The following is a 20,419-nucleotide window of genomic DNA, read 5'->3' on the forward strand; positions in this document are numbered from 1 at the left end:
CTGTCGACCATCGCCAGCGCCGTGGGAGACCGCCGCCGGTTTCTTTGCGATGTCGGCGCAGGGCTGGGGGCCGTCGCCCTGGCTGCGCTGCTGACGGATGATCGCCGTCGTACGCTGCGCGCCGGCGAGACGGTGGCCAGCCCGCTCGCGCCGCGCACACCCCATTTCGCGCCCCGCGCGAAACGGGTGATCTATCTCTTCATGCACGGCGGGCCGAGCCACGTCGACCTGCTCGATCCGAAGCCCGAGCTCGAGCGACTCGCCGGCCAACCCCTGCCCGACAGCGTCGGCCCCGTCATGACGCGGCGCAAGGTGGCGCAGAATCCATTGCTGGCGCCGATCAGACCCTTCCGGCCGCGCGGGCAGTCGGGGCTCGAGATCAGCGACTTCCTGCCCCACACCGTCGAGCTGGCCGACGAACTGTGCGTGCTGCGCGGATGTCACGGCGACAGCGTGAATCATCCGCAGTCGGTCTACCAGATGAACACGGGCAGCATCCTGATGGGGCGCCCGAGCCTGGGGAGTTGGGTCAGCTATGGGCTGGGGACCGAGAACGACAGCCTGCCTGCGTTTGTCGTGTTGCCCGATCCCGGCGGCGGCGTGAAGGGGGGCCCGCTCGCCTGGGGCAACGGTTACTTGCCGGCGACCTATCAAGGGACGACGCTACGCCCCGGCGCCACGCCGATTGTCGACCTGCGCCCACAACCTTCGATCAGCGGCGCACAACAGCGGGGCACGCTCGAACTGTTGCGCGGCATGAATCGCCGCCATAGCGAATTGCGCGGGGGAGACAGTGTGCTTGCGGCGCGCGTCGAGGCCTATGAGCTGGCCTACCGCATGCAATCGGCCGCGCCGCTGGCGGTCGATTTTGCCGATGAGACGGCGGAGACCCTGGCGCTGTACGGCATCGGCGAGAAGCAGACCGACGAGTTTGGTCGGCGCTGCCTGCTCGCGCGGCGGCTCGTCGAGCGCGGCGTGCGCTTCGTGCAGCTTTACTCGGGAGATACGAACGGTTGGGATGCGCACGATGACGTCGCGCGCAATCATGGCCTGTTTTGCGGGCGGACCGATCTGCCGGTGGCGGGGCTGTTGCGCGATCTGCGGCGCCGCGGCCTGCTCGACGACACGCTGGTCATCTGGGGGGGCGAGTTCGGCCGCATGCCGATGAGCGAGCAGGGGAAAGGACGCGATCACAACCCCTGGGGATACAGCGTCTGGCTCGCCGGCGCCAAGGTACGCCGTGGGTTTGCCTATGGTGCGACCGACCCGTTCGGCCTACGCGCGGTCGAGGGACAAGTTCACGTGCATGATCTGCACGCCACGATCCTCCACCTGCTGGGTTTGGATCACGAGTCTCTCACCTATACGCACAACGGTCGCGATGAGCGCTTGACCGACGTTGCCGGTCGCGTAGTGAAGGAGATTCTCGCATGAGGAATTCCTGGTGGCTAATCGTCGTGATCGGCGTTGCGTGTACTGTTCAGGTACATGTGTTGCGAGCTGCCGAGAACTCAACATCGGCAACTTCCGTCGAACGCACGATCACCCCCGGCGAACGGGACCACTGGGCCTATCACCCGATGTCTCATCCGGCTCCCCCAGACATCGACGACGAGCGATGGAGCCGGCACCCGGTCGATCGTTTCGTCAAAGCCGCCATGGACGAGGCAGGGGTCGAATCATTGCCGCAGGCAGGACGAGCCGCGCTGCTGCGGCGACTCTCGTTCGACCTGACGGGGCTGCCCCCCACGCCGGCGGAACTCGACGCTTTTCTGGCGGACCCATCGCCCGACGCGTACGAGAAGCAGGTCGAGCGTTTGCTCGCCTCGCCCGCGTATGGCGAGCGCTGGGCGCAGCATTGGCTCGACCTGGCCCGCTTCGCCGAGACCGACGGCTTCGAGCACGACCTGCTGCGACCGAACGCCTGGCGCTATCGCGACTGGGTGATCGACGCGCTGAACCGAGATCTGCCGTACGACCAGTTCGTGCGCGAGCAACTGGCGGGCGATCTCCTGCGGCCCGACGATCCAGCGGCGGCCGTGGCGACCGGTTTTCTACTGTGCGGGCCGGACATGCCCGACATCAATCTGCAGGAAGAACGCCGTCACGTCGTGCTCAACGAAATGACCGCCACGGTCGGCTCGACGCTGCTCGCGTTGCAGTTCGGCTGCGCGCAGTGTCACGATCACAAGTGGGACGCCATCACGCAGCACGACTTCTATCACCTGCGGGCCTACTTCGAGTCGGTCGATATCTTCCGCGATCACCCGATTCCCACGGCCGAGGAACGAGCGGCGCGCGAAGCCGCCGAAACGGCCTGGGCCCCCGAGGACCATCAGCGCGACAAACGCCGCCGCGAGTTGGAAGACACGGCGCGACGGCTGTTCCGCGAGAAGAACCCCGACGAGCGGCCGACGCTCGAGCAGGCACTGGCCGAGCTGAAGGAGAAAGATCGCACCGAGCACGCGGAGCTGGTCGAGGTAGTGGCCAAGTTGCCGGTGCTGCCCGAGCTGCCTATGGGGCGCGTCGTGCGCGACGGCAAGCATCGCGCGGGGCATCTCTATTTGCGAGGCGATTTCCGGCAGGAAGGGCCGGAGCTTGCCTGCCGGCTGCCGCAAGTTCTGGCGTCGGCGGAAGAGAAGGACTCTACGGTAGAGGCTGATTCTGAGAACGATGCCATACCCTCGCGCGTCGCGCTGGCCGCTTGGATCACCCGTGGCGAGCACCCGCTGACGGCGCGCGTCATGGTAAATCGACTCTGGCAGTGGCATTTCGGTCTGGGGCTCGCGGCCTCGTCGAGCGATTTCGGCGTGATGGGCTCGACGCCGACGCATCCGGAGCTACTTGATTGGCTCGCCCGGCGTTTCGTCGCCGATGGCTGGGGCATGAAAGCGATGCATCGCCTGCTCGTCACGAGCAAAACGTACCAACTCGCGAGCGGACCGTACGACGCGAACTGGTCGGCCGAGGAGACGCACGCGGCGCAAGAGATCTTCGCGCGCTCGTCGGCCGCCGATCCCGACAACAAATGGCTGTGGCGGCGCCGGCGTGTGCGACTCGATGGCGAATCGATTCGCGATGCAATGCTGGCTGTCAGCGGAAATCTTTCCGATCGCCGCGGCGGACCTGGCATCCGCCCGCCTCTGCCGCCGGAAGTAACGGTGACGCTACTCAAGGACCAGTGGAACATCTCAGGCGATAGCGACGATCACCGCCGCCGCAGCATCTACCTGTTCGTGCGGCGGAACCTGCGCTACCCGCTCTTCGACGTCTTCGATCGCCCCGACACGAACGCCAGTTGCGCCATGCGCCACGAGTCGACGACGGCGACACAGTCGCTGATGCTCTTCAACTCAGAATTCAGTCTGCAATGCGCCCAATGGCTCGCCGGAGAACTCGTCCGCGCCGCGCCCGACGACGTCGAGCAACAGATCGGAGGCGCCTATCAGCGCATCCTCAACCGCGTGCCAACGGCAGAGGAAGTGGAACAAGCGCAACTGTTCTTGTCCCAACAGACTGATCGACTCCGTAGTGAAGGGCGAACGGCCGCAGAGCTAGCGCTGCCGGTCGATATCGACGCATCGCTATGCGAGAATCCCTATGCGGCTGCGGCACTCGTCGATTTCGCGCTGGCATTGTTCAACGCGAACGAGTTTGTCTATTTGGACTGACATGCAATGCCGGAGAAACTCTCGACTCTCTTTCGTGTGTCTAGAGTGCGTTTCAGCCTTCGTACACTTCTGGTAGCGATGTTGCTTTTATCGCTAGTTGGATACACCTTACGACCCGGTAATCTGCTTCCCGGTTACGCGAGGGTGTCGTTTGAAATGGAAGGTTTTAGCTACGTGCCCCAGGCAATTCATGAGCCACCAGGTCTGATCGCGATAGTGCGCGTCACGAATCACTCCGGACATTCATTGTGGTATCGGGGTGCTGCGTTAAATAGCCCGGATACGGAATCACTCGATTTCGTGGACGGCACATGGGAGTGGTCCGCACAACGGATGCGTATGGGACCATCGTGGAAAAAAGAGTTCCCCGATGAGTTTAGATTTCAGAACGGTGCGTCAGTCGTCTATAACGTACCGGTACGCGAGCGGGCGGAGAAGGTCAAAGCAGGTTTATCATTTGCGACATGCTGGCTGGGCACGTACGACACGACCATCTGGAGCCAAGAATTTGACGTCGAACGACCGCTCCAAACTGGAGGGAATCTCCAATCCGGTAGCATTCCTGAGCCGTCGGAAGAAGTTGCACCGCAATAATCGTTCGATGGGGTATCACCCCAGTCGGCGGCGATCGCCAGAAAGCAGTCCGACAGGCTCAGCCCGTTTGTACCTTGAGTTCGGCCAAGTGCTGGGCCGTGCCGACCAGTCGGTCCCAGTTTTCGTAGATGTATTCTGGCGGGCCGCCGACTTGCGCCACCACCTGCGCCACCTTCTCCGTCGGCACCATTTCGATGGCGTCCCAGGGGCAGACCGTCAGGTCGTAGGGGTCGGTCTTCTTGCGCGGGATGTGGACGCAGACCTCGCAGCCCACGCAGCGCTCGAGGTCGATCTGGCAGAAGCTCTGCATGTTGGGCATGCCGGGGAACTGCTGGATCTTCATAATGCAGTCGACCGGGCAGACCTCGAGACAGGCTTCGCAACCGGTGCAGTTGTCGGCGTTGATGACCGCCAGCTCCTTGGGGAGCTTCTTGCGGGGGCCTTGCTTGGCCATGCGTCGTGAACCTCGCTGGGCAGATATCCGGCGGGTGCAAGCGCCGGGTAAAGCTAATATCGACCGAACATGCTCAATGATACGACCTGAAGCCCGAGCGGCCAACCGCACCCCAGGGCCGAATTTGGCCAGCCCAGAGGACAATCAGCTCGTTTTTCCCGTCCATTGGCCCCTCAGGCGTCGGCCCAGGCCAGGAACGTTTCCAAGATTTCTTCCAGCCGCGTGGGGTCGCCAGCCCCCTGGAACGCCCCTTCGTCAACGATGCAGTGGAGCCAGGGGGATTCATCGTCGAGCTGCCAGCCCTCTTCGTCGACACCGTCGAGCACCGGCACGAACGGCTTTTCAGCCAAGGGCGTCTCCGGCAGGTCGATCCGCACGATCCAGCCGGGGTTGTCGCACGTCTTGATCGTGATGCCGTACTCGTGCTCCCAATCGTCGTTGCAGTGACGCTGGAACCAGGCCGAGAGCCGAGCCAGCAGAGTAGCCGCCGTGGGCTTCGCGTTCATGCGTGCGATTCCGAGTGTGCTGCGAGCGATACTCTGAGCCAGACCAGAGGATTCATCCACAGATGACGCAGATTTCACAGATTTGGTGCATGACGAAACGGAGCCGGCGCGCTGTACGGCAACCGCACCACGGTCTCTTCAAATCTGCGTAATCTGTGAAATCTGTGGATGAACTACCCGGCCGGAACGATTCGTTCGCCGCGGATCAGGTCTTCGAACGACTGGCGGGCGCGAATTTCGTGGGCGTGGCCCTCGACGATGAGCACTTCGGCGGCGGTCGGTTTCGAGTTGTAGTTCGAAGCCATGACCTGTCCGTACGCCCCGGCACATTCGATCACCAGGAAGTCTCCCACCTGAGCTGCCGGCAGCGAGCGCGTGGCGACGTAGCCCCCTTCGTCCTGCGTGAAGATATCGCCCGACTCGCACAACGGGCCACCCACGACCACGTCTGCCAACGGTCGCGGGCTGGTGCTGCCATCGGCCGGTGCGATCGACATGGGGTGGTATGAGCCGTAGAGGATTGGCCGGGCGAGATTATTGAACCCCGCATCGACGAGGTAGAACGTGTTCGCGCCCATCCGCTTCACGGCACGAATCTCGCTCACGAGGTAGCCGCTTTCGGCGACGAGATAACGGCCTGGCTCGATCTCCAACTGCACGGCGTGGCCGAACTTGTCGGCCAGGCGGCGGCGCGTGGCATCCCAGAGTTGGAAGTAGGCGTCGATGTCGACGGTTTGATCGGTGGGGCGGTAGGGGATGGGCAGGCCGCCACCGGCGCTGATCGAGCGGATGGAACGGCCGATCTGCAGGGCGGTTGTTTCGAGTGCCGCACAGACCTGCGAGAGATGCTCGAGATCGGTGCCCGAGCCGATGTGCATGTGCAGCCCGGTGATGCCCAGGCCGTGATAATCGGCGCGGCGCAGGCAGTCGTCGAGCTGCTCGTGCCAGATGCCGTGCTTCGAGCCTTCGCCGCCGGTGTTCGTCTTGCGGCTGTGACCGTGGCCGAAGCCGGGGTTGATGCGGAGGGTGATCTCGCGGCCGGGGGCCCGCTCGCCGAGCTGGTCGATCATGTCGGGAGAGCCGCAGTTGACGTGCAGCCCCTGCTCGACGACCAGGTCGAGCGCGTCTCGATCGAAGATATCGGCCGTGTAGACGACCGGCGGCGGATCGCCATGCACGCGGTACCCTGCGGCGACCGCGCGGCGGACCTCGCCGGCGCTGACCGCATCGACCAGCACGCCGTGCCGGCGCATGAGATCGAGGATGGCCAGGTTCGAGCAGGCCTTTTGGGCGTAGCGGATGAAATCGAACTGCCGCAGGTCCTCGATCCGCTCAACGATCTTGGCCGCGTCATAGACGTACGTGGGGGTGCCAAACCGCCGGGCCAGCTCGACCGCGTCGAGTCCGGCAATCTCATGACGCAGGTGGGAAGCGATCGTGGACATGGGGAATTCGTCGATCGGGGTGCGAAGGTGCGGAAGTCATGCGACACAAGACACACGCCGCCAGAGGGCGTTCGCAGCCTAGCAGAGGGAAAAACGGGCTCCAAGGGGGCGGGGGGTGGAACCGTACTTCGGCGTTAGCCCGGCCTTAGTGCGAGAACTCGGTGTAGTACATAATGCCATCCTCCAACTTGCATAACACGGTGACATCGCCATCCACATCACAATAGGTTCCGGATAAGTCTCCCGAAGGATGCCACCAACTCGGCGATAGCCACTGACCGATTCGCCAGCTGATCCAGCCCTTTTGTTCCTCGGTCGCCTCGCAGTCTTCCCGTGGTTTGAGATTTAGTCGCTCGACAAGTTCCTGAAACTCGTCCGGAGACATTCGCGCACTCGCGTAGAATGCCCAGTCTGGGAATGTGTCCAAAGCATCAGGCGATTCATATAGCACTTCTCGGTCGCCATCGCGCATCACCGACTTGATCGTTGTAACGACCTCGGGTTCGCTGAAAAACCCACTGCAGATGCACGTGGAGATGCATAGCGTGGAGACGATCGCGATCACCCCAAAAGCCGCTGCCCGCTTCTTTCGCATGATAGTTTCTCGCTGCTGAAAGTCAGTCTTGCCTCTGCGATTCTATGGGTAAGGCAATGGCTTATCGCTGCGCAACACTAGTCCCTGAGGACTAGACGCAAGAAAGCAGTCTGGGCGCACGAAAAAACCCGCCTGCCTATCCCGTTTTGCGGGAATGAACACCATACGGTGCCAGTTCAGCCTGCGGGTCAATTTCAATAGAAGTATATCGTGCAAACCTCGGCAGTTGCTACAGCGACAAAAAAACCACGGCACGATGGGAGTGGCACCGTACCGTGGTTGAGTTGCGATCGAGATTGCTGGGTCACTGCGCCGCTTCATCGAAGCAACGACGGCGCCGAGCGATCTTTCGCCGTTACGGGGTCGGCAAGCCGAGGCCCGCTCCGAGCGACATGCCGACCGTGCCGAGCAGCTTCATCAAGCCGGGCTCGCCTTCGACGTGAATCGACACGCCGTTCTTGAGCGGGTTGACCGTCACGTTGACGCGATCCTGACCGTCCTTGAGCACCGCGGCGGCGGTGGCTAGGTTCGGATCGGCGTTTTCCTGCTCCGAGGCCAGCTTAAGCAGCGGGTTGAGCTTCAGGGTCAACTGCAACGGGGCCACTTCCTTGTCGGAAGTTTCCTTCGACTTCTCGACGAACTCCTTCAGCTTGTCGAGGCCTTCCTCGCCAATGCCGAGATAGAAGCTCGTCTCGCCGACACCGAACGTGAGCGAGAGGGTGTCGCCGAAGAGCTCGGCGATCTTATCGGCCTCGGGGCCCCCCGGCAGCGGAGCGACCACCTGATGGAAGCGGACGTCATCAACCTTGGCCACGTCGCGCTGGAAGCCGTAGAAGCCGACTTCGTTCTCGACGGTCTCGACGAACTCGTCGAGCAGGGCCTGCGCTTGCTTGCCTTCGGCCACGTGCGTGCCGACGACCAGCGTGAAGGGGCCATCGCCCAGCAGGGCAACGCCCGCGTCGGCGCGGCCGCTTTCGATCGAATCGTCAACGATGTCGAAGACCTTGCCGACGAATTCCTTGACGCGATCGCGGATGGATTCATCGCTGAGGGCATCGACCTTGTCGAGTTGGCTGTTCGCCTCTTCGCGCAGCGTCTTGGCCGAGGCGAGCATGTTCTCGATTTCCTTGTCGCTCAGCGTGGCCGACAAGGTGCCTGACAGCGTGGCATCGGGCACCATGAAGGCGCCGAAGCGGGTGGTCTGGCCCTTCAGGCGGCCGAGGCTTTCGGCCAGCTTGCTGTCCTCCACCGCGGTGGCCACGATGTCGAACTTCGACTTCTTCGCGTCGCGGTCGATCGTCACGCCGAAGGTCACCTGGTCGGTGTCTTCGATGCCTTCGATGAGGCTTTCGATCTGACCCTGGGCCATCTTCTTGGCCAACTCGTTCTCGGGCAGCTCGGGAATCGGCAGGTTCTCGAGGCCGGGGATCGGCAGGTTGCCAAAGCCCTCTTCCATGCCGATCTTCAACTGCTCGACCGCCAACTGGCGGAAGATCTCGGGAATGTTGGCGATGTAGGCGCGGACGGCGATGTCATATTCTTTGTTCAGACCGTCGAGCAGCGAGACCGGATCCTCGGGCAGATCCTCGGGGAACTCGTTGCCGATGCTGATGTAGGTCCAGTCGCCCGACTGCTTGAAGAAGATCGGCATGGGCTGGATGTCGAGCTTGAAGACGCCGTCGCCCAGGTCCTCGGGCTCGCCCACGGCGGCCAGCGCTTCGAGGAACTTGTCGAGATCCGTCACGGGCAGGAAGCCCAGGATCTGGAACTGCAGTTCATCGGTCTGCACGACGAGTCCCCAGGGACGTTCCTTGTCGAGTCCCTGCAGGCCCTGCCCCTGGGTGACCAGCGTCAACAGGCCTTCGATGCCTTGCGCCAGCTCGGGGTCGTCGGTTTCCTTGCCCACCAGTTCGATGTCATCGACCAGCTCTTGCCAGCCGGCAAAGCTGACGACGAACAAGGGCTTCATATCCGGCTCGTCTTGGGCGCGAGCGCCGGAGGGCGCTACCCACAAGAGCGCCGCGGTCAGGGCCGCCAGGGCTAGTTTCTTCACGGTCGTTGTCTCCTCGAACAAATAAAAGGGCAGACTATCGCTGAACGAACAGCTTGTGACTCAAGGCAACGCCGCCAGGCTGCCGCGGCGCGCGTGCGCCGACAGGGCGACGTACTTAATGGCGGGATCGTGCGACCGGCGAACCTGACACCGGCGCAGAAAGCGAGTCCGGTCACGCGCGTGCCAACCGAGGCGCCGCCAATCCGGCGCCGGCAACAACGCTCAACCGAGTCCGTTCGCCGCGTCGGGGGGACGATGACGAGCGCCATGCTCGCCGGCCGTTCTGACGCCAAGAACTACGCGTCAGGGGGTCCCGATATTACTCCCAGAAGTGGCTCTGAGTTTACGTAAATTCCCACGAAACGCCAGACACGGCTCAAAATTCTGTCCCCAACGGGCCCAACTTGTTGAACTAAATTTTTCCGAAACTGCCGACCGTCGAGGTGGATACATCCATAGAGTCGCTACGGCAGCATCCGTCGCCAAGCCGTCTTGATGAGTAAACCTCTGTCCAGCAAAGACTTTGCGGTGCGTCACGGGGTCAGCGAATCTCGCGGCGCAACGGAACAGGGTAAGGGCAGGCGCGCGGCAGGGGTGCCGCGCGAGGATCGTCACGGTTCGAGCAGCTAGCTGGTTTGATGGGAATTTGCACGCACGATATCGTCGGACCGCGTCCCGGTCGCCGTTTGCTGATCACCGGGGGCGTGCATGGGGACGAGTTCGAACCCATGGTCGCCATTCGCCGCTTGATCTCTTGCTGGCCCGCTAGCGAGATGCGGGGCCGCGTCACCTTGGTGCCCGTGGTGAATCGAGCGGCCTTCCAGCGCGGGTCGCGCACGGCGGAAGATGGGCTCGATCTGGCACGCACCTGCCCCGGTAGCGCCGCAGGCTCCGTCACCGAGCGCACGGCTCACGATCTGTCGGCCCTGATTCGCGAGGTCGACTTCTACATTGATCTTCACAGTGGCGGCGCCACGATGCAGTTGCTGCCCCTGGCCGGGTACGTGCTGCACGCCGACGCTGCGGTACTCGACGTGCAACGCCGGATGGCGCAGACCATGAATCTGCCCGTGGTGTGGGGTACGAATGCTCGGCTTGAAGGTCGTTCGCTGTCGGTCGCGCGCGATGCTGGCGTGCCTGCCATCTACGCCGAGTACGGCGGCAGTGGCCTCTGCGATCCTCAAGGGGTCGAGGCGTACGTCGAGGGTTGTTTGAATGTAGCTGGCATGCTGGGGCTCATCGACCGACCGGCGTCGATCAGCCAGGTGCTCTACACCGTCGAGGATGACCGCGACAACAGCGGATACTTGCAGATTCAACATCCGGCACCGGCGGCGGGTTGCTTCGAGCCTTGCGTTACGCTGGGCGATCTGGTTGAGCGTGGACAATCGCTTGGCGACATCGTCGACGAGTTGGGGCGCGAGCGCCACGACGTGCTGGCCGCGGATACCGGACGCGTTCTGCTGCTGCGGACCTTTCCACACGTGGCGGTGGGAGATACGCTGGCCGTGATCCTGCCGATCCGCGAACCGGGCAGCGTCACCTATCCGCGCGAAGCGGCCGGCTGACGAACTCGCGCCGGCAGCTCAATGGTACTGCCCGCTCCCCAACGCGCGCGAGGAGTTGTTCGCCATGCTGTTTGTCGAAGGACGTGTCTGGCCCGCCCTGCTGACCCCTCTGGCCGAATCGGGCGAACCCAACCTGCCCGTCATCGATCGGCTGGTCGAGCTTTATGCCGAGCAGCAGCTTGGTGGGCTCTTCGTGCTCGGTTCGACCGGGCAAGGGGTGCTGCTCGATCTCGACGAGCGCCGCGCCGTGGCCGAACGCGCCGTCCGCGCCGCGCGCGGCGGCCTGCACATCATGGTGCATGTCGGAGCGGTCGCCACGCAAGACGCCATCGAGCTGGCGCGTCATGCCGAGAAGATCGGCGCGAACTCGGTGTCGAGCGTGCCGCCGATCTACTATCCGGCACGAGCCGACGTGGTGTTCGAGCATTACCGGCGGATCGGCTCGTCGACGGGACTGCCGTTCTTCCCCTACCACGCGAGCTTCCTGGCGCAGTCGTTGCCCGCGGCGCGGATTTACTCCGAGCGTCTGCTCGAGATCCCGAACATCGCCGGCATGAAATTCACGGACCACGATCTCTATACGATGGGGTTGCTGCACTCGTACACGGCGGGCAAGATTCGCATCCTCAGCGGCGCGGATGAACTGGTGTGCCACGCCGTGTTGAGCGGCGCGGTCGGCGCGATCGGCACGTTCTACAATCAGTGGGGCGTGAGCTGTCAGAAGGCCCGGCTGGCCATGATCGCCGGCAACGTCGAGGGGGCGCGACGGTTCATGCTTGCCTTTCAGAAGGCGATCGACGAGATCCTGAGCTCCGGGGCGATGTGGAGTTTCCATCGCGCCTCGATGCAGAAGAAGTTCGATCTCGACATCGGTCCGCCGCGAGCGCCGTTGGGGACGACGGAGAAGCCGTGGAACGATGCGGATGTCGAGCGGCTGATTGCGCTGGTCGACGACGCGGCGCCGTAATGGCAATTTACGATGTATTGGAGCCCCGTAGGGGCGCGTTACGCCAGCCCAGGGCAACGCCCTGGGGGCTTTTGCAAAGCAACAACGAAGCCCTGTAAGGGCGATTCAGGGGCGGCGATGGGGCAATCACTCGCGCGTCTGCACATCCATGTCATTTTCAGCACGAAGCACCGCGAGCTATGGATCACGGATGCCGTGCGCGATTCCTTGCACGCTTATATGGCCAAAGTGCTGCAAGATATCGAATGCAGGCCCGTGCTGATTAATTCTGTAGAAGATCACATCCATTTACTCTTCGACTTGGCACGCACCGTGGCGGTGAGCGTCGTTGTCGAGCGCGTAAAGAAGTCCACATCCAAGTGGATTAAAACGCAGGGTCAAGAGTTTCGTGGCTTCGCCTGGCAAGCAGGCTACGGAGCTTTTGCAGTTTCCGAATCCAACCTGTCTAGCGTGCGCCATTACGTGGCGAGTTGCCCCCAGGGCGTTGCCCTGGGCTGTCTTAAATCGCCCCTTTGGGGCTTCCGTACATGCTCGGCAGCCTGCCCGCCAGTTCAGGCACAATCGGTCGGTGTGTTGCCGCGAGCCCAAGAGGGGTCAGCACCGCGGCAATCGTTCCGTGGCTACGTTCCATCGTTCTGCCTGTTCGACGAGTTCTAAGCTTCGCTTCATTCCGATAGAATGGCGTTGGCATCACGCCGGTAAAGAGCGCGGTCGGCTTGCTGGCGTGCCGCGGCGATGCAGATGAATCGCGTCGACGGACGCAAAAAGGAATCTACGGATGTTACGCACTCTTCTGCTCGCGTTCGACGCGGATGGTCTCGAGCATGCCGCGACGCGCGTGGCGATGGAGTGGGCACTCCAGCATCAGGCCCTGCTGGTGGGGCTGGGCATCATTGACGAGTCGGCGGTCAATCCGCGCGAGGCGGTGCCGCTCGGTGGTGGGCAGGCGAAGCGCGAGCTGGACGCGGCACGCCTCGAAGCGGCCTATGTCAACACGGAGACCGTGCTTTCCGAACTGGCCCAACGCTGTGCCGCGCAGCAGGTATCGTGCAAGCTGCTCGAAGGCGTGGGGCACGCGGCCGAGCAGATTGCCGAGTTCGCGCAGCGCTACGATCTGATCGTCGCGCCGCGCTGGACCGCTCGTGCGCAGCACGCGCCGCGGTTGGGTTTGGCCAGCTCGCTGTGGGACCTGTTGCACGCGCCGCCACGCCCCGTGGTGGCCGTTCCCGAACAGACTCCTGACGGCAGCGGGGTGCTGATTGCTTACGACGGCAGCTTGCAGGCCGCGCGGACTTTGCAGGCGTGGCAGCAGTCGGGTCTGCTCGCGGGGTCCCCGGTGCATGTCCTGGCCGTGGAAGAAAATCGCGTCGTGGCCGCCAAGACGGGGGAGTTGGCCCTCGATTATCTGAATCACCACAAGGTGCAGGCAAAATTGCACGTCGAGACGAGTGGTAGTCCCGGCGAAATCATCGTGCGCGTCGCCTCGGAATTGGACGTGGCCCTGGTCGTGATGGGGGCTTACGGACAGGCGCGCATCCGCGATCTGATTTTGGGTTCCGCCACGAATACGGTGCTGACCGCCTGCTCGCGGCCCCTGTTTCTGTATCACTGAGCGGCATCTTCGACAGGCCCGCGCCGGTGTGTTGGTTGTGAACGCCCGCCGTGCTTGGAGGGCATGGATCGCGAAGGTGCTCAAGGGAGCTTGCTGATTCGGCTCAGCAAATTCGATTCGTCCGCGGTGACGTTGCCGGCGCGGATCGTGGTAATCGCTCTGGTGCCCTCGGCGAAGAGCAACTCGTGCGGATCGGCGCCGGTGGCTTGCGTCAGGGCGATCACCGCGAGATCGGCGCGCCGGCCTGCTTCGAGCGTTCCGCGGTCGGCCTGCAAACCGAGTGCTTTCGCGCCGGCAAGCGTGCCGAGTTCTAGTACCTGCGCGGGAGAAAGTTCGCGATGGTGGGCCGCCACGTGGCGTAGCTCTTCCCACAGACTGAGATCCGGATTCGACGCTCGGCTATCGGTGCCTAGTGCGACCGCGACGCCCGCGGCGAGTCGGCGCGCGAGCGGATAACGCTCGTGACCGAAGTACGCATGCGTGCGAGGACAATAGACCAGGGCCATTCGATCGGCGTGCCGTGCGAGCAGAGCGGCTTCTTCCTCGGTGAGATAATTGCCGTGGATGACGAGGGCACGATGCGCGCGTGTCAGCTCGCGCAGATAGTCGAGCGGCCGCGTGCCGCGCGCGATGGCCCCCGGTTGCCACGCACCCAGATCTTGCAACAAGGTCCTAAATGGACCGCTCCCCGTGCTGAGTAACTCTAGCTCTTCGCGCGACTCGGCCAGGTGAAAGGCCAGCGGGATCTGTTCGGCCGCGGAGAGTGTCGTCAGCCGTGCGAAAAGCTGCGGGTGTACGGTATAGGGTGCATGCGGCGAGAGGCCCGCCTGCCAGTTCACCACATCGTTCGCCACACGGCGTCGTGCGAGATGGTCGCAGGCCGCGGCAAGATTGGGTTCGATTCGCGCACGATCGAGCCCGATCAATTCGTAGAAGACGGTGGCCGCGACCGGCGACGCGGCAAAGTCGTCGGGGGACCAGCCGGCGGTGGCGATTTCGCCGACCGTCGTCGTGCCGGTGGCGGCCAGTTCTCGCAGCCCGGTCGTGGCCGGCCGTTCCGTGGGGGGCGCGGCGCCGCGGCGCCGCCAGGCGACGACCTCGCGGATCCAATCGGGAAAGCTCTGGCCGAGCTGCCCCAACGGCTGGCGAAAATGGCTGAACTCGAGATGCGTGTGCGCATTGATCAAGCCCGGCACGAGGGCCACGTCGCCGAGATCGAGCGTGTCGGGTATGTCGACGTGCGGCGTGGCGGACGCCACCTCGACGAGGCGCCCGCCGGCGATTGTCACGAGCGCATTTTCGATTGGCGGGCGCGAGACGGGAAAGGCGTAGCGGGCTTTGAGACGCCAGACGCCGTGGGGGGCTTGCATGAGCGAAGATCTAGCGGTGGGCGTTGCTCGCGAAATCGGTGCGCGAGTCGTCGGAGTTTCCGTCCTCCGCATTATAGAGGGTCAAGCCCCGCCCGGCATGCCGCTCGATCGATTCTTCGAGCCGCTCTTCCGCGGTTCGCACGTACGGCCGGCGATGGAGCCAGTAGAGCACGAGCGCCGCCACGGCAGCCCCGATGACGACGACGGGCCAGCGATAGATGAGCGTGCCCTCTTGATCGACGTACAGCAGCCGCAGCACAGGCCACTCGTCGAGTGCCTCGTGCGTGACGCGGCTGACCCCCAGCGCCAGGCCATTGTGCAACATGTGGTAGAGAATCGGCGGCAGCAGGCTGCCGCACTGCACGGCCAGGTAACCCAACACCATCCCCACGAGCGACGCGACGATCGACTGCTGCAACAGGGCGTGCGCCAGTCCAAAAAAGATGCTGCTGATGACGATCGCGCGCCATTTGTGGCCGAGATGCCGCAGGCCCGAGAGGATGAAGCCGCGAAAGGCCAACTCCTCGCACAGGGGCGGAACGATGGCCACGACGATCAGCAGTTGCCAGAACGTGCCTGGCTCGCTCATGAATCCTTCGAGCGCCTGGGCGATCTCGGGATTCAGCGGATAGAGACGTTGAATGACGCTTTGCTGGAACCACAAGACCACGGGGTGCAGCGACAGCGCCAACAGCGCCGCCGCCGGCACCGTAGCCCACGGCGGGGCGTGCAGGAGCAGCGTTTCGCGCGGGCTGCGCGTGAGCATGATCGTCATGAACAAGGCCGGCGTCGCGATCACCACCAACTGGCTCACCAGGGCCAGGCTCATGAAGTCGTGGAACGACTCGGGGGACGAGGCGGCAAAGCTGAGGAAGAAACGGATCAACAGGATCAGCACGCCGCAGAAGATCGCTTCCGAAACGCTCGGCGTCGCTTCGCGGTCGCGCAGCAGGTGGCGGAACCAGGCCTTGAGTTGAAAACGCTCCCCTTCGCGGAAGAGCACCGATTCGCTGTTGAACTGGTCGACCGCCCAGCGGATCGCCAGCAGGCAACAACCGAGCGTGACCGCCACCACCGGCGGCACGAACGGCAAGGCCTGCCAGTGGTTCCCTTCGAGCACCGCCTTCAGCAGCAGCACGATCCCCGTGATCGGGACCAGGCTGTTGCCCAGGTTCAGCTCGACCGCCGGCGAGATCGGCAGCACGACCAGGGGCATTGTGACGAGCAACAAGGGCATCAGGTAATACTGCCCCTCTTTGCTGCTCTTGGCAAAGGCGGCCAGCGCCAGGCACAACGCGCTGAACAGGGCCGAGACCGGCACGAGCGCCACGAAAAGCCATCCTAGCGCCGAGATCGGCGGCGCGCCGAACTGTTCTAACTGCGACAGAATGAACGTGCCGGTGATGGCCATGCTGGCGATGTTGAGAATCACCGTCGAGATGCTGAAGAGCATGATCGTGAGGAGCTTGCCCCAGACGATCTCGGTGCGTTCGGCGGGGCTGGAGAGCAACGTCTCGAGCGTGCCGCGCTCTTTTTCACCGGCGCAAAGATCGACCGCCGGATAGAAGGCGCCGGTGAGCGCCCAGATCACCAGCAGGAAGGGAAAGACCTTCGACCAGACGGCGGCATCGCGGTGATCGGGGGGAGCCACGTCGACCGTCTCGATATCGAGCGGCGACGCCGCCAGATGCTGCGCGGCGGCCTGGGCCAGGTTCTCCTCTCGGATGCTGTCGCGCCACTCGCGCAACACGTCGGAGACCCGCGCAAAAGCGATCAGCGAGCGTTCCTTGGCCGAGTTGTACAGCACCTCGGCCTCGGGCGGAGCCGGCGCCTGCTGCGGATTGGCGCCCGGGCTCGCGAGTTCCTCGCGGAAGTGCGCCAGCTTTTCTCCAAAGCCCGCGGGAAACAGCAGCACGACTTCGTAGGTCCCGTCGCGCAAGGCGTTTTCCGCCGCGGCCATGCGGGCATCGGGCGTTGTGCTCGAAGATGCCGTTTGAAGGGGGCTCGCGTCCTTCGTCCCGTTTTTCTTGGCGTCGGCGCCGTCCGGCGTTTCCGGAAAGTGCAGTTTCAGCAACGCGGCCTGATCGATCGAGCCGAAGTACTCGGGACGGAATTGCTTCGTGTCCGCTTCGATCAGGCGTTGATCGGGGGGTAGTTCCTCGAACCCCAGGACGAGCACGTCCGTCGAATGTTGCCGTACGAACTGCGAGACCTGGAAGAACGTCATTCCCAGGAACGGATAGAGCAGAATCGGCAGCACGAAGATCATGAACATCGTGCGCCGGTCGCGCATCTGGTCGCGGACCTCGCGGAGCAGTATCAGCTTGACGTTCGTCCAGTTCATCGTGGTGGCGTCAGACGCTTCTTGGTGCGGGCCGGGTAACTCAAGCTTCGATCGGGTGCGAGCCGGGCGAACGCGCGGCATCGTGTTGCGAGATCAATCGGAAGAACAGCTCTTCGAGATCCTGCTCGGCATATTCCTCGCGGAGGATGTCGAGTCTTCCTTCGGCCAGAATAGTGCCGCGGTGCAGGATGGCGATCCGGTCGCATAGCTTCTCGGCCTCGCGCATGATGTGCGTCGAGAAGAGGATGCACTTGCCCTGCTCGCGCAGCTCGGCGATGGTGCGCAAGAGGGCCCGCGCCACCAGCACGTCGAGGCCGGTCGTCGGTTCATCGAAGATCAAGAGCGGCGGATCGTGAACCAGCGCCCGGGCCAGCGAGACCTTTTGCTTCATGCCGGTCGACATCTTGGCGCCGAGTCGATCGCGGATCTCGTTCATCTGCAGGCGGTCGAAGATGGCCTCCATCCGCGCGTGCAGCTCGTCGGACTCGAGACCGTACAGGCGGCCGAAATACTCGACCATCTCCCAGGCGGTCATGCGATCGTAGACGCCCGTGTTGTTCGAGACGAAGCCGATCTGGTGCCGGGCGGCCGAGGCATTCGTCACGACGTCGAAGCCGTTGATCGTGGCGGTGCCGGAGGTGGGCCGCAGCAGCGTGCTCAGGATGCGCAGGGCGGTCGTCTTGCCGGCGCCGTTGGGACCGAGGAGGCCGAAGATCTCGCCCGGCTGCGCCTCGAAGCTCACTCCGGAAAGGGCGACGAACTTGCCGCGGACCAGATCGTCGTACGACTTGGTGAGCTGGCGGACGTGGATCATAGAGGTCCGTCGTCGCCGCGCGCTGGGGGGGCGCGGCGGCGAGCCATCGTGTGTCTGTTGCAGCGAGGGGCCGGAAACGAAAGGGGCCCGCCGCGGGTTCCGTGGGCCAGCGGCGGAAGAAGTGAGCCGCCCGAAGGCCTATAGACCAACGTACCTTACACGCCCGCGGTTGTCGCCGGCTCGTCCTGATCGACGAGCTCGTAGAAGACGTTTCGGCGGCGGGGCGTATAACCCACCTCGCGAATCGCCTCGCGTATTTCGTCGAGGGTGAGGTAGTGGACGGTGCCGGCGGCCGCGACGACGTTCTCCTCGATCATCAGGCTGCCCATGTCGTTGGCCCCATAAAGCAGGGCCAATTGACCGATCTTGAGCCCCTGCGTCACCCAGCTCGACTGGATGTTGGGGAAATTATCCAGATAGAGGCGGCTCACCGCCTGCGTCTTCAGATACTCGAACGAACCTGAAGGGGGGACGTCGGCCATTTCGGTATGTTCGGGCTGAAACGTCCAACAGATATAAGCGGTAAACCCCCCCGTTTCGTCCTGCAACTGGCGCAGTCGTTCGAGATGCTCGATCCGCTCGGCGAGGGTCTCGATGTGGCCGAACATCATGGTGGCGGTGCTGCGGCCCCCCAACTCGTGCCAGACACGATGGACATTCAACCAGTCGTCGGTCATCACCTTGCCGCGGGTCATGGCCGCGCGCACGCGATCGACCAGGATCTCGCCCCCCCCGCCGGGCAGGCTTCCCAAGCCCGCCTCCTGCAAGCGTTCGAGGACGGTGCGCAGCGGCAGCTTCGAGACCTTAGTGAAATGGTGGATCTCCGGGGGGCTGAAGCCGTGGATGTTGACCTGCGGATAGTGCGACTTGATGTCGCGGAGCAGCTCCTCGTACCACTCGAGCTTGAACTCGGGATGGAGGCCTCCTTGCATCAGGATCTGATCGCCGCCGAGCTCGACCGTCTCTTGGATTTTTGTGAGTAACTCTTCGCGCGACAGCACGTATCCTTCGGGGCTCTTCGGCTGGCGATAGAAGGCGCAGAAGTCGCAGACCGCGGTGCAGATGTTCGTGTAGTTGATGTTGCGGTCGATGTTGTAGGTGCGATACGACTCGGGATGGAGTCGCCGCGTCACCGCCTCGGCCGCGTGGCCGATCGCCGTGAGATCGTGAGATTCGAGCAGGCGCAGGCCTTCGTCCGGCGTGAGACGTTCGCCGGCGACCGCCTTATCCAGCAGTCCGGCAATGGTGGAAACCAAGTTCGACTCCTTGCGGCGCCAGCCCAAGTTTGATGGCCAGGCGGTGATAGAGCTCGAGGCCGCGCTGTTCGCGCTCGCCCAAGTAGAAATGCAGATTGTTTCGCAGATAGCTCAAGCACTCGGGCGTCGTCAGCCCGAGCGGCGACGCTTCGGCAGCGGCGATCTCCTCGAGATGCGTCACTCCCTGATCGCGCGATTCGGCCAGGGCCGCGTCGAGCCCGTCTAACTCGACCCCCGAGCGCGCCGTCCACATGGCGAACACGAAGGGAAGTTCGGCCCAGCGGCACCATTGATCGCCGAGATCCCACACGAAGGCGAATCGTCCGCCGGGGGAGTGGATGGCGCGATCGCCGATCAACAGCACGGCATCGGCTTGCGTATCGGCGAGCGTCTGACCGATGGGGAGGGGCAGCAACGTCGGCTCGATGCCGTGTCGCTCGCGGAGCAGGATTCGCACGAGCGCGGCGCTGGTGCGCGAGCCTTCGTCGAGCGCCAGGGTACGGATTTCCTCGACCGGTACCCGGCTGAACAACTTCACCGACAGCACCGGTCCGCGACAGGCGATGCAAGCGTCGGACACAACCGTGTAGCCGGGGTCTTGAAAGGCCTCGACCACGGGAATCAAGGCCACGTCCAACTCGCCCGCCGACAGCCGGTCGGCCAGGCGGCTCGGCAAGTCGAACATCACGTCGGCCTGCGGCGCGAGCTCCCCCAGTCGATAGACCAGCGGTTTCGTATTGAGATAATTGACCGCGCCGACGCGGATTCTCGGTCGCGCATTCATCGGGCTACCGATCCTTCCTGCCGCGTGCCCGGGGTGTCGCAAAGGGGAGGACACGCTTGTGAATACTTTCACTAAATCGATTATAGAGTTTCGCTTGCGGCCCGCAACGACGCTCGCGGCCCCCCACTTCAACCGCAGTTGGTCGAGGGAGATAACCGGCCTTTCGAGGAAGGCCGCACGCGGAGGGGGGAGGAGGCGCGGAGGGGAGCGCGAGGGATATTCGTTCGATACAAAGCAAGGAAGCAAGTGGCACAGGTCGCCGGCCTGTGCGTTTCAATCACAGGACTTCCCCAACAATCCCGCACAGGTTGGCAGCCGGTGCCACTGTGCCATTTTTGTCCCTGGTGGCTCCTCTGCGTTACAAGACTCCGCGTCTCCTGCTCCCT

Annotated in this window: 17 protein-coding genes; 7 read left to right on the top strand and 10 right to left on the bottom strand. The window is 63.6% G+C overall.

The genetic code is table 11. The features are described from left to right. The 3 genes from KF708_23045 to KF708_23055 all read left to right on the top strand — a co-directional run bounded on the left by KF708_23045 (nucleotide 1) and on the right by KF708_23055 (nucleotide 4,265). Nucleotides 1-1,434 (top strand): DUF1501 domain-containing protein, encoded by a 1,434-nt coding sequence (locus tag KF708_23045; GenBank protein ID MBX3415580.1) that lies wholly within the window; start codon nucleotides 1-3, stop codon nucleotides 1,432-1,434. Then, a complete protein-coding gene (locus tag KF708_23050; GenBank protein ID MBX3415581.1) occupies nucleotides 1,431-3,671 on the top strand; it encodes a DUF1553 domain-containing protein in 2,241 nt (746 codons plus the stop codon). The genes KF708_23045 and KF708_23050 overlap by 4 nt, the downstream gene beginning before the upstream one ends. 156 nt (nucleotides 3,672-3,827) lie before the next feature. Further along, nucleotides 3,828-4,265, top strand: coding sequence for a hypothetical protein (locus KF708_23055; protein ID MBX3415582.1), 438 nt, complete (start codon nucleotides 3,828-3,830; stop codon nucleotides 4,263-4,265). Nucleotides 4,266-4,323: 58 nt separating this feature from the next. Here KF708_23055 and KF708_23060 read toward each other — a convergent pair whose 3' ends face one another. From KF708_23060 to KF708_23080, 5 genes are all read right to left on the bottom strand, one after another. Further along, the gene (locus KF708_23060; GenBank protein MBX3415583.1) at nucleotides 4,324-4,719 is read right to left on the bottom strand and encodes a 4Fe-4S binding protein; all 396 of its coding nucleotides are present in this window, start codon (nucleotides 4,717-4,719) and stop codon (nucleotides 4,324-4,326) included. A 173-nt stretch (nucleotides 4,720-4,892) separates the two neighbouring features. Beyond that, nucleotides 4,893-5,225, bottom strand: a complete 333-nt coding sequence (locus tag KF708_23065) for an immunity 53 family protein (GenBank protein ID MBX3415584.1) — start codon at nucleotides 5,223-5,225, stop codon at nucleotides 4,893-4,895. A 173-nt stretch (nucleotides 5,226-5,398) separates the two neighbouring features. After that, nucleotides 5,399-6,670: a diaminopimelate decarboxylase gene (lysA, locus tag KF708_23070; GenBank protein ID MBX3415585.1), complete on the bottom strand. Its 1,272-nt coding sequence runs from the start codon at nucleotides 6,668-6,670 to the stop codon at nucleotides 5,399-5,401. A 145-nt stretch (nucleotides 6,671-6,815) separates the two neighbouring features. Continuing rightward, entirely contained in the window at nucleotides 6,816-7,265 is a 450-nt protein-coding gene (locus tag KF708_23075) for a hypothetical protein (protein MBX3415586.1), read from the bottom strand. Nucleotides 7,266-7,620: 355 nt separating this feature from the next. Continuing rightward, the gene (locus KF708_23080; protein ID MBX3415587.1) at nucleotides 7,621-9,318 is read right to left on the bottom strand and encodes a hypothetical protein; all 1,698 of its coding nucleotides are present in this window, start codon (nucleotides 9,316-9,318) and stop codon (nucleotides 7,621-7,623) included. A 638-nt stretch (nucleotides 9,319-9,956) separates the two neighbouring features. Here KF708_23080 and KF708_23085 point away from each other — a divergent pair. From KF708_23085 to KF708_23100, 4 genes are all read left to right on the top strand, one after another. Continuing rightward, nucleotides 9,957-10,886 carry a succinylglutamate desuccinylase/aspartoacylase family protein gene (locus tag KF708_23085; protein ID MBX3415588.1) on the top strand — a complete coding sequence of 310 codons (930 nt, stop codon included), beginning with the start codon at nucleotides 9,957-9,959 and terminating at the stop codon, nucleotides 10,884-10,886. 64 nt (nucleotides 10,887-10,950) lie between these two features. Beyond that, nucleotides 10,951-11,853 carry a dihydrodipicolinate synthase family protein gene (locus KF708_23090; protein MBX3415589.1) on the top strand — a complete coding sequence of 301 codons (903 nt, stop codon included), beginning with the start codon at nucleotides 10,951-10,953 and terminating at the stop codon, nucleotides 11,851-11,853. Between the two features lie 117 nt (nucleotides 11,854-11,970). Continuing rightward, the gene (tnpA, locus tag KF708_23095; GenBank protein ID MBX3415590.1) at nucleotides 11,971-12,510 is read left to right on the top strand and encodes an IS200/IS605 family transposase; all 540 of its coding nucleotides are present in this window, start codon (nucleotides 11,971-11,973) and stop codon (nucleotides 12,508-12,510) included. 121 nt (nucleotides 12,511-12,631) lie between these two features. Continuing rightward, nucleotides 12,632-13,465: a universal stress protein gene (locus tag KF708_23100; protein ID MBX3415591.1), complete on the top strand. Its 834-nt coding sequence runs from the start codon at nucleotides 12,632-12,634 to the stop codon at nucleotides 13,463-13,465. 80 nt (nucleotides 13,466-13,545) lie between these two features. On the opposite strand, the gene KF708_23105 is transcribed toward KF708_23100, so the two are convergent. The 5 genes from KF708_23105 to KF708_23125 form a co-directional block, all read right to left on the bottom strand. After that, nucleotides 13,546-14,835: an amidohydrolase family protein gene (locus KF708_23105; protein ID MBX3415592.1), complete on the bottom strand. Its 1,290-nt coding sequence runs from the start codon at nucleotides 14,833-14,835 to the stop codon at nucleotides 13,546-13,548. A gap of 10 nt (nucleotides 14,836-14,845) precedes the next feature. Then, on the bottom strand, nucleotides 14,846-17,179 hold the full coding sequence (locus tag KF708_23110; protein MBX3415593.1) for a CPBP family intramembrane metalloprotease: 2,334 nt from the start codon (nucleotides 17,177-17,179) through the stop codon (nucleotides 14,846-14,848). Nucleotides 17,180-17,219: 40 nt separating this feature from the next. Further along, the gene (locus KF708_23115; protein ID MBX3415594.1) at nucleotides 17,220-17,993 is read right to left on the bottom strand and encodes an ATP-binding cassette domain-containing protein; all 774 of its coding nucleotides are present in this window, start codon (nucleotides 17,991-17,993) and stop codon (nucleotides 17,220-17,222) included. A 155-nt stretch (nucleotides 17,994-18,148) separates the two neighbouring features. Beyond that, nucleotides 18,149-19,249, bottom strand: a complete 1,101-nt coding sequence (gene mqnC, locus KF708_23120) for a dehypoxanthine futalosine cyclase (protein ID MBX3415595.1) — start codon at nucleotides 19,247-19,249, stop codon at nucleotides 18,149-18,151. After that, the gene (locus KF708_23125) at nucleotides 19,218-20,033 is read right to left on the bottom strand and encodes a menaquinone biosynthesis protein (GenBank protein MBX3415596.1); all 816 of its coding nucleotides are present in this window, start codon (nucleotides 20,031-20,033) and stop codon (nucleotides 19,218-19,220) included. The genes mqnC and KF708_23125 overlap by 32 nt, the downstream gene beginning before the upstream one ends. Between the last annotated feature and the right edge of the window lie 386 nt (nucleotides 20,034-20,419).

This window comes from Pirellulales bacterium, from assembly GCA_019636335.1.
In the GTDB taxonomy this organism is placed as follows: Bacteria; Planctomycetota; Planctomycetia; order Pirellulales; family JAEUIK01; genus JAHBXR01.

Excerpts from the sequence above, each read along its gene's own strand:
- KF708_23050 (MBX3415581.1), top strand. The coding sequence starts at position 1,431 with ATGAGGAATTCCTGGTGGCTAATCGTCGTGATCGGCGTTGCGTGTACT.
- KF708_23055 (MBX3415582.1), top strand. The coding sequence starts at position 3,828 with ATGGAAGGTTTTAGCTACGTGCCCCAGGCAATTCATGAGCCACCAGGT.
- KF708_23060 (MBX3415583.1), bottom strand. The coding sequence starts at position 4,719 with ATGGCCAAGCAAGGCCCCCGCAAGAAGCTCCCCAAGGAGCTGGCGGTC.
- KF708_23065 (MBX3415584.1), bottom strand. The coding sequence starts at position 5,225 with ATGAACGCGAAGCCCACGGCGGCTACTCTGCTGGCTCGGCTCTCGGCC.
- lysA (MBX3415585.1), bottom strand. The coding sequence starts at position 6,670 with ATGTCCACGATCGCTTCCCACCTGCGTCATGAGATTGCCGGACTCGAC.
- KF708_23075 (MBX3415586.1), bottom strand. The coding sequence starts at position 7,265 with ATGCGAAAGAAGCGGGCAGCGGCTTTTGGGGTGATCGCGATCGTCTCC.
- KF708_23085 (MBX3415588.1), top strand. The coding sequence starts at position 9,957 with ATGGGAATTTGCACGCACGATATCGTCGGACCGCGTCCCGGTCGCCGT.
- KF708_23090 (MBX3415589.1), top strand. The coding sequence starts at position 10,951 with ATGCTGTTTGTCGAAGGACGTGTCTGGCCCGCCCTGCTGACCCCTCTG.
- tnpA (MBX3415590.1), top strand. The coding sequence starts at position 11,971 with ATGGGGCAATCACTCGCGCGTCTGCACATCCATGTCATTTTCAGCACG.
- KF708_23100 (MBX3415591.1), top strand. The coding sequence starts at position 12,632 with ATGTTACGCACTCTTCTGCTCGCGTTCGACGCGGATGGTCTCGAGCAT.
- KF708_23105 (MBX3415592.1), bottom strand. The coding sequence starts at position 14,835 with ATGCAAGCCCCCCACGGCGTCTGGCGTCTCAAAGCCCGCTACGCCTTT.
- KF708_23110 (MBX3415593.1), bottom strand. The coding sequence starts at position 17,179 with ATGAACTGGACGAACGTCAAGCTGATACTGCTCCGCGAGGTCCGCGAC.
- KF708_23115 (MBX3415594.1), bottom strand. The coding sequence starts at position 17,993 with ATGATCCACGTCCGCCAGCTCACCAAGTCGTACGACGATCTGGTCCGC.
- KF708_23125 (MBX3415596.1), bottom strand. The coding sequence starts at position 20,033 with ATGAATGCGCGACCGAGAATCCGCGTCGGCGCGGTCAATTATCTCAAT.